The sequence below is a fragment of the Bacteroides timonensis genome (genome assembly GCF_000513195.1).
GTDB lineage: Bacteria > Bacteroidota > Bacteroidia > Bacteroidales > Bacteroidaceae > Bacteroides > Bacteroides timonensis.
In genome coordinates this window covers 1-14,448 of record NZ_CBVI010000036.1, presented here as the reverse complement: position 1 = coordinate 14,448, position 14,448 = coordinate 1, and the positions used below count along the sequence as shown (strand labels likewise).

Genomic DNA, 14,448 nt, shown 5'->3' with positions numbered 1-14,448 from the left:
GGAGAAACTCATATTGTCGAGTTTATATCAATATTTCCTACATCCTACACCCGCTATTGTTTTTATCTGGTTATCAAATAGATAGATGGTGTAGGAAGTAGCGTAGGAAGGTGTAGGAAAGTTGCATCCTACACCGAAAAACAGAAAAAAAGAGCGTTTTTATGTTTGTAATTCACTAATTCACAAGTCCTTAATATGCATTATGCAAACTTTGTCCGAATTGATGCAAATACCTCCTTTTTTAGCCTGAATTATTCATCGCAGGTGTTAAAGGAGTATCACTTCGTTAGGAATTAAGGAGTTATACTCCATTATCTCGTTATTATAGAAAGCAGAATTATAGAGGAGAAACTTGATATGATCCTTCCTTTTCCCCTTAAAGCCTTAAAGTTAATGTCATTATGCTATAAGCAAAACCTTGTCTTCCGGTTGAGGGCTGTCCGGCCCTCAATTGCGGGCTACACAACCCCCATATGGAAAACGTATAGCCCGCAACTGTGGGACAAAGTTTTGCTACGGGCAAAAGAACGAAAACAATAAGGCAAAGCGTGGTTTTCATACGACTTTCTTCCCATTCTACTTATTGTTCCTAAGGATTCTATTGTGGAATCTATACGCCTGATGCGTCAGATATATCAATAGCATGGCACAATAAAGACATTTTGGCATTATCTTTCATCTTTTAACTGTAAAATTGTCAGGTACAGGCTATTGGCAAATCTTTTGCGCCCATTCAAGTGTTATTGAAAATGAAAAATAGAAAGGAGATATAAGATATGAACTTTAACAACTTTACCATTAAATCGCAAGAGGCGGTGCAAGAAGCGCTGAACCTGGCCAAGAGCCGTGGACAGCAGGCTATCGAGCCGGTTCATGTTATGCAGGGGGTGATGAAGGTGGGTGAAAACGTCACTAACTTCATTTTCCAGAAACTGGGCATGAACGGACAGCAGATCGCACTCGTCCTTGACAAACAAACTGATTCCTTACCCAAAGTTTCGGGTGGAGAGCCTTACCTGAGTCGTGAAACGAACGAAGTATTCCAGAAGGCTACCCAGTATTCCAAAGAGATGGGTGACGAATTTGTTTCACTGGAACATTTGCTGTTGGCATTGCTGACTGTAAAAAGCACAGTTGCCACCATCCTGAAAGATGCGGGAATGACGGAGCACGAGCTCCGAGGAGCCATCACAGAACTGCGCAAAGGAGAAAAAGTTACTTCACAATCCAGCGAGGATACTTATCAGTCACTGGAAAAGTATGCCATCAACCTGAATGAAGCCGCCCGAAGCGGAAAGCTCGACCCGGTTATCGGCCGTGATGAAGAAATCCGTCGTGTATTGCAAATCCTGAGTCGCCGTACCAAAAACAATCCTATATTAATAGGTGAACCGGGTACCGGTAAGACTGCCATTGTGGAAGGACTTGCCCATCGTATCCTGCGCGGTGACGTGCCTGAGAATCTGAAGAACAAGCAAGTTTACTCATTGGATATGGGTGCACTGGTTGCCGGAGCAAAGTATAAAGGTGAATTTGAAGAACGTCTGAAAGCCGTTATCAATGAGGTGAAGAAATCAGAAGGGGATATCATTCTCTTCATTGATGAAATTCACACGCTGGTTGGTGCCGGAAAGGGTGAAGGTGCCATGGATGCTGCCAATATTCTGAAACCTGCATTAGCGCGCGGTGAGTTAAGAAGCATCGGTGCAACAACTCTTGACGAGTATCAAAAATACTTCGAAAAAGATAAGGCACTGGAGCGTCGTTTCCAAATTGTATACGTGAATGAACCGGATACATTGAGCACCATCTCCATCTTGCGTGGATTGAAGGAGCGTTACGAAAATCATCATCATGTACGGATTAAAGATGACGCCATCATAGCTGCCGTAGAGCTGAGCAACCGCTATATTACAGATCGTTTCTTGCCGGATAAGGCTATCGACCTGATGGATGAAGCCGCTGCCAAGTTACGTATGGAAGTAGACTCCGTACCGGAGGAACTGGATGAAATTTCACGTAAGATCAAACAACTGGAAATTGAGCGCGAAGCCATCAAACGCGAAAACGATAAACCGAAGTTGGAACAAATCGGTAAGGAACTTGCCGAACTGAAAGAACAGGAAAAATCGTACAAAGCCAAATGGCAAAGTGAAAAGACATTGGTCAACAGAATCCAGCAGAACAAGGTTGAAATAGAAAACCTTAAATTCGAAGCTGACAAAGCTGAACGTGAGGGAGATTACGGTAAAGTTGCCGAAATCCGTTACGGTAAGTTGCAGGCTTTGAATCAGGAAATTGAGGATACTCAAAAGGAGCTCCATGCCATGCAGGGCGACAAAGCCATGATTAAGGAAGAAGTAGATGCTGAAGACATTGCAGATGTAGTATCCCGTTGGACAGGCATCCCCGTCAGCAAGATGCTGCAAAGCGAAAAGGATAAACTGTTGCATCTGGAAGATGAGCTTCACCAGCGTGTCATCGGACAAGATGAAGCCATTGAAGCTGTTGCCGATGCCGTACGTCGTAGTCGTGCAGGTCTGCAAGATCCGAAACGTCCGATTGGTTCGTTTATCTTCCTCGGTACCACCGGTGTGGGTAAAACGGAACTTGCCAAAGCACTCGCTGAATTCCTATTTGATGATGAAAGCATGATGACGCGTATCGACATGAGTGAATATCAGGAAAAGCATAGTGTGTCACGCCTGGTTGGAGCGCCTCCGGGATATGTAGGCTATGATGAAGGTGGACAATTGACTGAAGCTATTCGCCGAAAACCATACTCAGTCGTATTATTCGACGAAATAGAAAAGGCGCACCCGGATGTATTCAACATCTTGCTGCAAGTATTGGATGACGGACGATTGACAGACAATAAGGGACGTGTGGTAAACTTCAAGAACACCATCATCATTATGACGTCCAACATGGGAAGCGCTTACATTCAGAGTCAGATGGAAAAGCTGAATGGTACTAACAAGGAACAAGTGATTGAAGAAACGAAGAAGGAAGTGATGAATATGTTGAAAAAGACAATTCGCCCGGAATTCCTAAACCGTATCGATGAGACAATCATGTTCCTGCCCTTGAATGAAAGCGAAATCAAGCAGATTGTAGTACTCCAGATAAAAGGTGTACAAAAGATGCTAGCCCAGAATGGTGTGGAACTGATATTGACGGATGGAGCTATAGAGTTCTTAACAAAGGTTGGATATGATCCGGAATTTGGTGCCCGTCCGGTGAAACGAGCCATCCAACATTACTTACTGAATGACTTGTCGAAAAAGCTGCTCGCTCAGGAAGTAGACCGCAGTAAACCAATTATAGTAGACGCCGGTGGTGAAGGACTGGTATTCAAAAACTAAACTAAAATATCCGCAAATAAAAAAAGCTGTCTTGCCGCTGAAAGCAAGGCAGCTTTTTTATTATTCTATAACGAGCTGCTTAACAACTGGTACGGACAACGCATGCGTTACAACCAACACATACTCTCCAGAACATGGCAAATCAAACGAAGCGTTCTCTTCCCTCGCCTGTTTTACCTCAATCACCTTCCCCCGGATATGATATAAACAAAGCGTAGCGTTCGGCAACACTCCATCCACATATATCTTACCAGCGGCTTTATCCACCTGTACTGTTACGCTCTTATGCTCTTCCATCTTAATTAATGCCAGCCTCAAGTCCCCCTTAAAGGCAATAAATTCATATAAAAAAAGCGTGGGAACTGCTGTTATTACTGTACCTGGGGCTCTGGACTGCCACTATTCAAATAATATACAACAGCCCACGCTCCGTACTATACATTTGAATATGCATATACAACAGAGCATGAGCGTTTGTTGTCTATCATCCTTGAATAGCATGAAATTGTCCAGATCTCAAGTACAAGATAATATTAAACGCTTTTATCCATAATTATCCTTCAATCTTTGTGAGAGAGGCCACCGCCCACTCCGCATCTCAGGATGGCAACAAAGGTATAAAAAAAGTAATCAAAATTAAAGATACCGCATAAAAAAAAGCGGATTATCCGGGATGACCCTGATAATCCGCCTTTTCTGTTAAAAGAACAGTTTATTTTAAATTTATTCTTCCGTCTTTTCTTCTTCTGTAACTTCTGCTTCCGCAGTATTTTCAAAATCAGTTATTCCACAAGCAACTAACAGATTGTACCAGGAAATAAGCTTTTTGATATCAGCCAGATATACACGATCGCGATCAAAAGTCGGCAAAACTTCACCCAGATAAGCACGAAGTTCATCAGCGGTAGCTTTCTTTAAATCCATTACTACAGCAGCACCGTTTTCTTTCTCTTTCATAGCAGTCAACACATCCTTCAAAGGTACGTCGTCCGTATCCGTATACATGGCAATATCACCCAAAGAGATTATTTTCTCGTTACCATAAGCGGGGAAGCGTTTCTTGTCCGTGAGAGACTCTACGATCAACATATTTCTACCTTGTGAAATGAGTTTATACAATCCCGGTTTACCGGAAATAGACAAAATAGTCTTCAACATAGTATGTTCTATTTTTTATTAGTAATATTTTATTTTTTCGGTGGGCAAAGATAGTGCAAACCGAGAGTAAAAGCAAATTTATTTGTTTTTACCGAGGTGCAGCCTATTTTCGCTTAAGCAAAGGTAAGCAATATTTTTAGATAGAGAAGTTATTACCTCTAAAACCTGCGGAATTAACGGAGTTTCACCGTCGTTTACAATTACAAAATCAGCCTGAGTACGCTTCTCTTCATCACTCATCTGGCTACGAACACGGCGTTCTATCAATTCGCGAGGAACGGCGTCACGCTGCATGGCACGCATGATGCGAACTTCTTCGGGCGCATAAACCAGAACCACAGCATCTACTTCGCCTGCAAATCCTGCTTCAATCAGAATTGCAGACTCCATGCCTACTACCGGATAGGTAGTATGATGCTCTACCCACTGACGGAAATCGTCCCGTACCCGCGGATGGATAATACTGTTTACTGTACGGATATGCTCAGGATCTCCAAAAATATAGGAAGCAAGCAAAGGTTTGTTTAGTTCATCACCGGCATACACCTCTTCACCCAGCAAAGCAATCAATTCACGACGGATCAAAGCATCCGAATTCGTCAACCGCTTCGACTCAATATCTGAGATATAAACAGGAATCCCCATTACTTCCAGCAAACGGGAAACAAGGCTTTTCCCACTGCCAATACCACCTGTTATTCCTATTTTAATCGCCATATTCGAAGGATATTTGCTCGATAAGAAAGTCGACCTGTTCCGGATTGATACGTATCTGATTAACTCCTTTGGGCACTGACTTCAGTTTTACTGTGTACTTCTTATCCGAACCCAGTTTCAAGAGTTCTTCATAAGAAACATTGATATGGAAATCACTTTCCGTTATCTTATTGAAACGGCTTAAACCAACCTGAAAGGTGACACTGACTTTCGAAGGGAACGCACGCAGCACTTTTCCTGCCGGAAAGTTAACTCCCCGCAAGGGAACCTCCACCGTTTTCTCAGTATAAATATCTACCGGAAAAACCATTTCTACCGAAGCGGGCACAAACTTAATTCCTCTTGGAGCCAACAGAGGAACCTGTTGCCTCAATGTATCGGAAATATCCTCGAATTTCACTTTTTGCGTATAAGCAACGGTTATGGTATCCAATGCTCCCTCCGGCGCATAAGCCAACACAGAATCAGGCTTGCAAACAGTATCGGATATATAATATTGCCGCCCTGCACTCACCGTGCCCTGAAGCTTTACCGGAACCAGTTTGGAAGCACCTGTAGAATAAATATACTCCAAAGTATCAGGTTTTACAGAAAGCAGTTTTGTAGATACATTCAACTGATTAAGCAACCTCTTCTCAAACTGTGAAGAGTAGATACGTACATGATTATCAGTCCCTTTATAATCAGAAAAATCCAGAGTAATAGGAAAAAAACTCTTTCCAAGCATGTAGTTGAGCAGCACCGTGCCCTTGTCTTTCACCCGGATATGCAGTTCAGAAGGTGGTTCGGAAGTTATAACCACATTATTGGGCACTCCCTTCAAACGTACCGGAATGGAGAATTCCGTTTCATAATCGTTGTTCAGCGTCTGAAGTAGCCAGAAACCACTAGCTATAAAAAAGAAGAATAAAAAAATTAAGAACTCTCTGCTCTTATCACTGAGCAGAAAGTCCTTAACTTTTCTCGCTGTTTTTAAATATATGCGTTTTATGTTCCTACGATCAATCATAGGCTCACTTATTCAAAATTATTTAGCAGCCTGATTGCTGTTAGCATCAGCAGCAGCCGCAAATATAGAATTTTTATCTATTCTAATCTTAACGTTAGAAGCGATTTCAAGTACTATATCATTGTCATTAATTTCTTTAATCACACCATGAATACCGCCGGCAGTAATCACCTTTTGGTTTACTTGAAGTGATTTACGGAAGTTTGCAATTTCTTTCTGTTTTTTGTTTTGCGGGCGAATCATGAAAAAATACATGATAGCAAACATAGCAATCAGAAGAATCCACATCATGCTACCACCACCAGGGGCTGCGGCAGGAGCTTGCAAGAATACGGTCATTAAATTCATAAAATATTCGTTTTTAGTTTTTAATACTCAACAAAGGTATCAGTTTTTCGCTAACTTACCTTCTTTTTTTAATTGATTAACTATTCCGTCCAATGTACCGTTTACGAAACTTCCGCTCTTTATCGTACTATAGACTTTAGCGATCTCAACATACTCATTTAACGAAACACTTACCGGAATGTTCGGAAAACTTAGAATTTCCGCCAATGCGCATTGCATTATTATCACATCCATAAAGGCTACACGATCCAAATCCCAGTTGCGTGTATTTTCACTGATCAGATGACGGTAATAGTCACAGTTCAGTATAGCGCGACGGAACAAGCGACGGGCAAACTCCTGGTCTTCCTCATCCTTAAATTCCGGCAACAAAGTCTGGTTAGCACCATTTTTTGCCTCAAAACGTTTAATCGTCTTCAGCACGAAAGTGTCTACTATTTCTTTGTCATCATTCCAATAAAGGCTCTGATCTTCCAGCAAAACATCCAACTCTTCGTTATTGAAAACAAATGCCTTATAGAGCTTTCTCCATAGTTCACGGTCAACTTCATAAGATTTATCAGACGAAGCCATATATTCCTTATATATATCAGAAACTATAATCTTGTCATACAAACCCTTGATAAAGTCTTCGTCATTTGCCCACGAACGTTTCTGGTTGGCAGCAAACTCCATTAACTGCTTATTCACTTCCAGTTGTGAAACGAACTTGTTTTCTACGAATTTCATGTTGGGATACAACTCCTCCGCGGTCGGAGCTAACTTGGACTTTGCCGCATCAATGCGTTTTTGTGCGTAAGTCGTCAGAGCTACCATCAGCATCAGCAAATAATTATAAAGGTCATACGCTTTTGAAAGACTAAAGAATAATTCTTTCTCCGCTGAGTCTAAATTTTTACTGCCATTCTGATAATAAGCATATACAATCTGTATAATCTTAAGACGAATAAGAACTCTGTTAATCATAAATCTATTAATCAATACTGTTGTTAACGAGATGCAAAAGTAGACATTTTTAATGAGTTTACGCAAATAAATCACATTTTTTAATGCAGATATTCATTATCCGGGCTTTTTCTTTTGACAGTTTAAAAAAAATCGTCATTTTTGAAGCCAATTACAACAAGAAACCTAAAATATGGAAGACTTAAAGAAGAAAAACGGTGCGGACATGAACGATAAGGAGATTGTATTCTCCAAATCCATTAAAGCAGGTAAACGAATCTACTATCTGGATGTAAAGAAGAACAGAAAAGATGAAATGTTCCTGGCCATTACTGAAAGTAAGAAGGTAGTGACCGGTGAAGGCGAAGATTTGCAGGTAAGTTTTGAAAAACATAAGATTTTCTTATATAGAGAAGATTTTGAGAAATTCATGAACGGCCTGAACGAAGCTATTGATTTCATTAACCAGAAAGAAATGTTGGAAGTTATAAGCGATATGAATGCAGAAGCGGATGAAAATGCAGAAGCAGAGTTGGATGCTATAGCTGAAATGAATACCAAAGGAATGGAATTGGACGGAGAAATCAAGATTGATATTGATTTTGAAGAGCCAACTCTTTGATAATTCAAAAAGAAGCTGTACTTTTGCACCGCTTTTTTGCAACATTGTGTGGCTAACCCCACATCGTGCGATGGTGAATTAAGCAACAAAACAACTTAATTTAGAGTAACACAAAAAATTAAAAAAATGAAATCAATTGAAGTAAAAGGTACTGCAAGAACTATTGCAGAACGTTCTTCGGAACAAGCAAGAGCTTTGAAAGCTATTCGTAAAGACAACGGTGTACCTTGCGTACTCTACGGAGGAAGTGAAAACATTCACTTCACTGTATCTGCTGATGGTCTGCGTAACTTGGTTTATACTCCGCACATCTATGTAGTTGACCTGGTTATCGACGGAAAAAAAATCAACGCTATCATGAAAGATATCCAATTTCACCCGGTAAAAGATACAATCCTGCACGTTGACTTCTATCAGATTGACGAATCTAAACCCATCGTAATGGAAGTTCCTGTACAGATGGAAGGTTTGGCAGAAGGTGTGAAAGCCGGTGGTAAGCTGGTATTGCAGACACGCAAACTGAAAGTGAAAGCTTTATATAACATTATTCCGGAAAAACTGACAGTAAACGTTGCTCACTTGGGTCTGGGCAAGACTGTTAAAGTTGGCGAGTTGAGCTTCGAAGGTCTGGAATTGATGAACGCAAAAGAAGCTGTTGTATGCGCAGTTAAGCTGACTCGTGCCGCGAGAGGTGCTGCCGCTACTGCTGGCAACTAATCTTTTCTTTCATTCAGTAAAGATAACATATTCCGGAACGCGGATTAACGCAGAAGACGCAGATTTCATTAATCCGCGAAGGCTGTGATAATCCGCGTTCCTTGTTTTTATAATTGTTCACCACAAGAAGAAAAAACTTCATGAAACTCAGTGTAACTCCGTGGTGAAAAGATACAATTTCTCAGAGAAATGAAATACTTAATTGTTGGATTAGGAAATATCGGTCCTGACTATCACGAAACCCGCCATAATATAGGATTCATGGTAGTGGATGCATTGGCAAAAGAAGCAGGGGTCACTTTCAATGATGGCCGCTACGGCTTTACCACTACCCTATCCGTGAAAGGACGCCAGCTTTTACTGCTGAAACCTTCTACATTCATGAACCTCAGCGGAAATGCCGTGCGATACTGGATGCAGAAAGAGAACATTCCATTGGAAAACGTGTTAGTAATAGTAGATGATCTTGCTCTGCCATTTGGTACTTTGCGCCTGAAAGGAAAAGGTAGCGACGCCGGGCACAATGGACTAAAACACATTGCAGCCATCCTGGGTACACAGAACTATGCCCGGCTCCGTTTCGGTATAGGCAACGAGTTCCCACGAGGTGGTCAGATAGATTATGTACTGGGCCACTTCACTGACGAAGACTGGAAGACCATGGACGAACGCTTAAAGACTGCAGGAGACATTATCAAAAGCTTCTGCCTGGCAGGAATTGATATTACAATGAACCAATTTAATAAGAAGTAGATAGTAGTTAATACTTCCTACTAACTACTAAAAAACAATATGAGTGAAGCAAGAATAGATAAATGGATGTGGGCTGTACGTATTTTCAAGACACGTACCATTGCCGCCGAAGCATGTAAGAAAGGACGCATCAGTATCAATGGAGGATTAGCAAAAGCTGCCCATACAGTGAAACCAGGCGACGTAATACAAGTGCGCAAACCACCTGTGACCTACTCTTTCAAAGTATTGCAAGCTATCGAGAAACGTATTGGTGCAAAGCTCGTTACAGAAATGATGGAGAACGTTACGACTCCCGATCAGTATGAACTGCTGGAGATGAGCCGTATCAGTGGTTTCATTGACCGTGCCAAAGGTGCAGGTCGTCCCACAAAAAAGGATCGCCGAACTTTGGAAGAGTTTACAACTCCCGAATTCATGGACGATTTTGATTTTGAATTCGATTTTGAGGAAGAATAAAAAAGAGTGATAATCACATTACATCATTATGAGCGAAAAGAAGATTAAATGGGGATTCATTGGTTGCGGAGAAGTGACCAAATATAAAAGTGGTCCCGCCTTCCAAAAGGTGGAAGGTTCGGAAGTGATTGCTGTCATGAGTCGCGATGGCGCCAAAGCCAAAGCTTATGCTAAGGAAAGAGGTATTCCAAAGTGGTATGATGATGCCCAGGAATTGATTGACGATGAAGATGTGAACGCTATCTACATTGCTACCCCTCCCTCTTCACACGCCACTTATGCTATCATGGCAATGAAAGCCGGCAAACCCGTATATATAGAAAAGCCTATGGCCGTAACCTACGAAGAGTGCTGCCGCATCAACCGTATTTCCAATGAAACCGGGGTTCCTTGCTTTGTGGCTTATTACCGTCGCTATCTGCCCTACTTCCTCAAAGTAAAAGAATTGATAGAGGATGGAAGCATAGGCAACGTCATCAACGTTCAAATTCGTTTTGCCCAGCCCCCCCGTGATTTAGATTACAACAAGGAGAATCTCCCATGGCGTGTACAACCAGACATTGCCGGCGGTGGCTATTTCTATGATTTAGCCCCACATCAGATTGACTTATTGCAAAACATGTTCGGTTGTATCCTCGAAGCCAGTGGATATAAAAGTAACCGCGGCGGGCTTTATCCTGCTGAAGATACTCTGAGTGCATGCTTCCAGTTTGATAACGGATTGGTAGGTAGCGGTTCCTGGTGTTTCGTAGCGCACGACTCCGCACGCGAAGACCGCATTGAAGTGATAGGAGACAAAGGAATGATTTGTTTCTCTGTATTTACTTACGACCCTATCGCCCTTCATACAGAAAAAGGAAGAGAAGAAATCCCGGTAGCTAATCCGGAACATGTACAGCAACCGCTTATCCAAGCCGTTGTCGACCACCTTTTAGGCAAATCCATCTGCACTTGCGACGGAGCAAGCGCAACGCTCACTAATTGGGCAATGGACAAAATACTGAATAAACTTTAATTAGCGACTAGGGGTGAGTGATCACTCACCCCTAATCACTATCAAAGCTCTTTCTTCACAGCCTCAATCAATTCTTTGTATTCAGCATCCGTTAAGTATACTTTTCCCGGGTTCATCTGGAAAGTACCACCGTAATCGGGACCATCTACATATTTGGGAGCAAGATGAAAGTGCAGATGTGACAACTTATCGGAATATGCACCATAATTAATCTTTTCGGGATTAAACGCTTTCTGCATGGCACGAGTTACACGCGCCACATCCTCCATAAAAGCATTACGATCTTCATCGCTCAATTCATTCAAATCATTGACGTGGTCTTTGTAAGACACAAGGCAACGCCCCCTGTATGTTTGTTCCTTAAACAAAAACACACGGGATACACTCAGTTCGGCAAACTCAATCATCAGATTGTGCAGCGTCTCGTTATTCTGACAATACAGACATTCTTTCGGATCACTTTTCATGATATTCTTGGTTTATTATTTATGTTTACGGAACAAAGATAAACTTTCCATCTTTATTCCATGTCGATATTTTCATTCTTTTGGCCGACTAATTTATACACATCGGCTTTTTCTCCCACTACCCATACCACATCATCCTCCATAAACGGCTCATGCGAATCGGGAGCATGCAAGGCTTCTTCTCCTCTCTCCACCCCTACTATAAGGCAATGATACTTCTCACGAATACCGGATTCACGCATCGTCTTGCCCAGAAATTCTGATTGCGCATCCACGCGGAACTGACGCAGGATAGTTTCACTCTTTTCAACTACATTCATATCTAGAGCAGAAGCTTTCTCCATTTCGGTACCAAACTGGTTCAGTTCTTCATCTGTACCTATGACCTGAATCTTATCTTCCGGGAAAAGCCTTACGGAAGCTCCCGGTATATTGATCCGCTTCCTTCCGCGAAGAATAGAGACGACATGTACACCAAATTGTTTTCCCAAATTAAGCTCCAGCAACGTCTTTCCCGCCCATGCCGATTCACCGGGGATTTCGAAATCCGCCAGATGCAAGTCACGGGACAACAAACGTCCTGCATATTCCGGTTTCTTCTCTCCCATATACTCGGCCCGCATATCGCGATAACGCAGATTCTGGAAGAATTTCCGCTCTATCATGATAGACTGTTTCTTCAGTTGCCGGGACAATATCATCATCGTAACCAATAAAACAGCCACACCCAACAATAAACCAACAGAGACTTCAAACAAGCCTGCTATCACAAACATCACAAAAGATACGGCTATCAGAATACGTATAACGATTGTAGCTACCAACGGTGCACGATTTCCCCGACTATCCTTCCATAAAGTTACAAATTCAGCCGAATGATTCTTTTTTATCATAATAGCCCGCAAGAATGGAGCAATAAACAGAATAGTCAGGAAAGCAGCAAGCAGCTTCCCCCAGATTCCGGGTATATGCTCCAAAAGCAACGGAACAAGAAAGCGGAAAGCTAACGCAACAACCGCAATGCTCACTATGGAATAGACAATAGTGATTCGCGTCAAAGCCAAAATAAACTTCTTCCACAGGCTCTCATGATTCATAGTCTGTGAACCGGATGAGTAATGCAACAGAAAGTTTTTCCACTTTGCCGGCAAATGAGTATCAACGAAATTTGAAGCCGGCTCGGCAAAGCGAATCATATAGGGAGTAAGAAAGGTGGTAATAACCGAAACTGCCACCACAATAGGATACAGAAAATCACTCGTCACATGGAGCGACACCCCCAACGATGCGATAATAAAAGCAAACTCACCAATCTGAGTTAAACTGAAACCGCATTGCATAGCCGTCTTCAAAGGCTGCCCAGCCAACAGCACACCCAACGTACCGAACAAGGACTGTCCCAGAATAACAGCCAGTGTTATTACAATGATAGGAAGTGCATATTCCACAATCATTGCAGGATCCACCATCATACCTACCGACACGAAGAATACGGCACCAAAAAGATCTTTCACTGGTTTCACTAACCGTTCTATACTCTCAGCCTCAACCGTTTCAGCAAGAATGGAACCCATTATAAAAGCTCCGAATGCTGCAGAGAAACCCGTATGAGCAGCCATAACCACCATACCGAAACAAAGTCCAAGGGAGACAATAAGCAGTGTTTCTTCACTCATCAACTTGCGACATCGCTTCAGCAATTCGGGTATCAGGTAGATACCGACCACAAACCAAAGTATCAGAAAGAAGAGCAGTTTTCCGATACTTTCCAGCATTTCCGAACCTTCAAAATTATGCCTTACCGCCATGGTAGACAGCATCACCATCAAGACAATAGCAAGAATATCTTCCAATATCAGCACGCTAAGCACCAATCCGGTGAATTGCTTCTTACGCATTCCCAAATCATCGAATGCTTTATAAATAATGGTAGTGGAAGACATGGCAATCATACCTCCCAGGAAAATACTGTCCATACGCTGCCAGCCAAAACCTGTACCGACGGTTATTCCTAAAAGAATCATACAGAATATGATGGTACAGGCAGCAATGATAGCCGCTCCACCAACTTTTACAATTTTCTTGAAACTAAATTCCAGTCCCAGTGCGAACAGAAGAAATATTACACCGATATCCGCCCAAGTCTGTATATTAGTCGTATCCATCACCGAGGGGGTATATGGCATATGCGGACTGGCCAGAAAGCCTGCCACTACATACCCCAGCACCAACGGCTGTTTCAGTTTCTTGAACAATAGCGTCATGATTCCTGCACAAATCAGTATCAACGCCAAATCGTTTATTAAAGTAGCCAAGTGTGACATATTATTTGTCCTTTCGTGTTTTTGCTTACAAAAGTAGCAATTTTTATAGCATTAATAATTGTAATGATAGAAACTTTTTTTCTTCCGGTATTGTTCAAAGTATAATCAATCATTTTAAAACATACCATTATGGAAGAGAAAAAAGAAGCCCGTGAAGAACGGAACAGGGAAAAGTTAGCCAATGGCGACTGGGTTATGGCAGAATTTTACGCAAGCTGGTGCCCGCATTGCAAACGCATGCAGCCTATTGTTGAAGAATTTAAAAAGGCAATGGAAGGAACCCTCGAAGTAGTGCAAGTGGATATCGACCAGGAAAGTGCCCTTGCTGATTTCTACACCATTGAAATGTATCCCACATTTATATTAATGAGGAAAGGTGAACAGCTTTGGAGACAATCAGGAGAATTGCCTTTGGAAAGACTAGAAAAGGCAGTGAAAGAGTACGAATTAAAAGCATAAAAATAGCAACTGAGTGAGGGATAGTACAGCCCTCCATAGGTGGTAATTAGTTTCACGGTGTGAAACAAACAGTTTCATCGCTTGAAACCA

At 42.0% G+C, this 14,448-nt stretch carries 15 protein-coding genes; 7 read left to right on the top strand and 8 right to left on the bottom strand.

Going from position 1 to position 14,448, the window contains the following annotated elements; translation table 11 throughout:
• Positions 1-776: 776 nt before the first annotated feature.
• Positions 777-3,365, top strand: a complete 2,589-nt coding sequence (gene clpB / locus BN161_RS08755) for an ATP-dependent chaperone ClpB (protein ID WP_022208385.1) — start codon at positions 777-779, stop codon at positions 3,363-3,365.
• Between the two features lie 60 nt (positions 3,366-3,425).
• On the opposite strand, the gene BN161_RS08750 is transcribed toward clpB, so the two are convergent.
• The 6 genes from BN161_RS08750 to nusB form a co-directional block, all read right to left on the bottom strand.
• Positions 3,426-3,662, bottom strand: a complete 237-nt coding sequence (locus BN161_RS08750) for a hypothetical protein (RefSeq protein ID WP_044265022.1) — start codon at positions 3,660-3,662, stop codon at positions 3,426-3,428.
• Between the two features lie 426 nt (positions 3,663-4,088).
• Positions 4,089-4,523 (bottom strand): DUF5606 family protein, encoded by a 435-nt coding sequence (locus BN161_RS08745; RefSeq protein ID WP_044265021.1) that lies wholly within the window; start codon positions 4,521-4,523, stop codon positions 4,089-4,091.
• Positions 4,524-4,601: 78 nt separating this feature from the next.
• Positions 4,602-5,240 carry a dephospho-CoA kinase gene (coaE, locus tag BN161_RS08740; protein ID WP_044265020.1) on the bottom strand — a complete coding sequence of 213 codons (639 nt, stop codon included), beginning with the start codon at positions 5,238-5,240 and terminating at the stop codon, positions 4,602-4,604.
• Positions 5,230-6,249 (bottom strand): CdaR family protein, encoded by a 1,020-nt coding sequence (locus tag BN161_RS08735; protein ID WP_044265018.1) that lies wholly within the window; start codon positions 6,247-6,249, stop codon positions 5,230-5,232. The genes coaE and BN161_RS08735 overlap by 11 nt, the downstream gene beginning before the upstream one ends.
• Positions 6,250-6,267: 18 nt before the next feature.
• Positions 6,268-6,597 (bottom strand): preprotein translocase subunit YajC, encoded by a 330-nt coding sequence (gene yajC, locus BN161_RS08730; RefSeq protein WP_007213184.1) that lies wholly within the window; start codon positions 6,595-6,597, stop codon positions 6,268-6,270.
• A gap of 39 nt (positions 6,598-6,636) precedes the next feature.
• On the bottom strand, positions 6,637-7,563 hold the full coding sequence (gene nusB / locus BN161_RS08725; protein ID WP_007213183.1) for a transcription antitermination factor NusB: 927 nt from the start codon (positions 7,561-7,563) through the stop codon (positions 6,637-6,639).
• A gap of 172 nt (positions 7,564-7,735) precedes the next feature.
• Here nusB and BN161_RS08720 point away from each other — a divergent pair, with 172 nt between their 5' ends.
• The 5 genes from BN161_RS08720 to BN161_RS08700 all read left to right on the top strand — a co-directional run bounded on the left by BN161_RS08720 (position 7,736) and on the right by BN161_RS08700 (position 11,108).
• Positions 7,736-8,164: a PUR family DNA/RNA-binding protein gene (locus BN161_RS08720; protein WP_044265015.1), complete on the top strand. Its 429-nt coding sequence runs from the start codon at positions 7,736-7,738 to the stop codon at positions 8,162-8,164.
• Positions 8,165-8,290: 126 nt separating this feature from the next.
• Entirely contained in the window at positions 8,291-8,881 is a 591-nt protein-coding gene (locus BN161_RS08715; protein WP_044265013.1) for a 50S ribosomal protein L25/general stress protein Ctc, read from the top strand.
• A gap of 189 nt (positions 8,882-9,070) precedes the next feature.
• Complete coding sequence (pth, locus tag BN161_RS08710) at positions 9,071-9,634, top strand: aminoacyl-tRNA hydrolase (RefSeq protein ID WP_007215890.1); 564 nt, start codon at positions 9,071-9,073, stop codon at positions 9,632-9,634.
• Between the two features lie 39 nt (positions 9,635-9,673).
• Positions 9,674-10,093, top strand: a complete 420-nt coding sequence (locus tag BN161_RS08705) for an RNA-binding S4 domain-containing protein (RefSeq protein WP_044265010.1) — start codon at positions 9,674-9,676, stop codon at positions 10,091-10,093.
• A 28-nt stretch (positions 10,094-10,121) separates the two neighbouring features.
• A complete protein-coding gene (locus BN161_RS08700; RefSeq protein ID WP_044265008.1) occupies positions 10,122-11,108 on the top strand; it encodes a Gfo/Idh/MocA family protein in 987 nt (328 codons plus the stop codon).
• Between the two features lie 41 nt (positions 11,109-11,149).
• Here the strand turns inward: BN161_RS08700 and BN161_RS08695 are convergent, their stop codons facing one another.
• Positions 11,150-11,575: an HIT family protein gene (locus BN161_RS08695; protein WP_007213177.1), complete on the bottom strand. Its 426-nt coding sequence runs from the start codon at positions 11,573-11,575 to the stop codon at positions 11,150-11,152.
• 53 nt (positions 11,576-11,628) lie between these two features.
• A complete protein-coding gene (locus tag BN161_RS08690; RefSeq protein WP_044265006.1) occupies positions 11,629-13,899 on the bottom strand; it encodes a cation:proton antiporter domain-containing protein in 2,271 nt (756 codons plus the stop codon).
• Between the two features lie 129 nt (positions 13,900-14,028).
• Between BN161_RS08690 and BN161_RS08685 the strand changes: the two genes are divergently transcribed.
• The gene (locus BN161_RS08685) at positions 14,029-14,358 is read left to right on the top strand and encodes a thioredoxin family protein (protein WP_022208383.1); all 330 of its coding nucleotides are present in this window, start codon (positions 14,029-14,031) and stop codon (positions 14,356-14,358) included.
• Positions 14,359-14,448: the final 90 nt, after the last annotated feature.

What these genes read in the sequence shown, in the direction of transcription:
- BN161_RS08685 (WP_022208383.1), top strand. Translation starts at nt 14,029, where the DNA reads ATGGAAGAGAAAAAAGAAGCCCGTGAAGAACGGAACAGGGAAAAGTTA.
- BN161_RS08700 (WP_044265008.1), top strand. Translation starts at nt 10,122, where the DNA reads ATGAGCGAAAAGAAGATTAAATGGGGATTCATTGGTTGCGGAGAAGTG.
- clpB (WP_022208385.1), top strand. Translation starts at nt 777, where the DNA reads ATGAACTTTAACAACTTTACCATTAAATCGCAAGAGGCGGTGCAAGAA.
- pth (WP_007215890.1), top strand. Translation starts at nt 9,071, where the DNA reads ATGAAATACTTAATTGTTGGATTAGGAAATATCGGTCCTGACTATCAC.
- BN161_RS08705 (WP_044265010.1), top strand. Translation starts at nt 9,674, where the DNA reads ATGAGTGAAGCAAGAATAGATAAATGGATGTGGGCTGTACGTATTTTC.
- BN161_RS08750 (WP_044265022.1), bottom strand. Translation starts at nt 3,662, where the DNA reads ATGGAAGAGCATAAGAGCGTAACAGTACAGGTGGATAAAGCCGCTGGT.
- yajC (WP_007213184.1), bottom strand. Translation starts at nt 6,597, where the DNA reads ATGAATTTAATGACCGTATTCTTGCAAGCTCCTGCCGCAGCCCCTGGT.
- BN161_RS08720 (WP_044265015.1), top strand. Translation starts at nt 7,736, where the DNA reads ATGGAAGACTTAAAGAAGAAAAACGGTGCGGACATGAACGATAAGGAG.
- BN161_RS08745 (WP_044265021.1), bottom strand. Translation starts at nt 4,523, where the DNA reads ATGTTGAAGACTATTTTGTCTATTTCCGGTAAACCGGGATTGTATAAA.
- nusB (WP_007213183.1), bottom strand. Translation starts at nt 7,563, where the DNA reads ATGATTAACAGAGTTCTTATTCGTCTTAAGATTATACAGATTGTATAT.
- BN161_RS08715 (WP_044265013.1), top strand. Translation starts at nt 8,291, where the DNA reads ATGAAATCAATTGAAGTAAAAGGTACTGCAAGAACTATTGCAGAACGT.
- BN161_RS08735 (WP_044265018.1), bottom strand. Translation starts at nt 6,249, where the DNA reads ATGATTGATCGTAGGAACATAAAACGCATATATTTAAAAACAGCGAGA.
- BN161_RS08695 (WP_007213177.1), bottom strand. Translation starts at nt 11,575, where the DNA reads ATGAAAAGTGATCCGAAAGAATGTCTGTATTGTCAGAATAACGAGACG.
- BN161_RS08690 (WP_044265006.1), bottom strand. Translation starts at nt 13,899, where the DNA reads ATGTCACACTTGGCTACTTTAATAAACGATTTGGCGTTGATACTGATT.
- coaE (WP_044265020.1), bottom strand. Translation starts at nt 5,240, where the DNA reads ATGGCGATTAAAATAGGAATAACAGGTGGTATTGGCAGTGGGAAAAGC.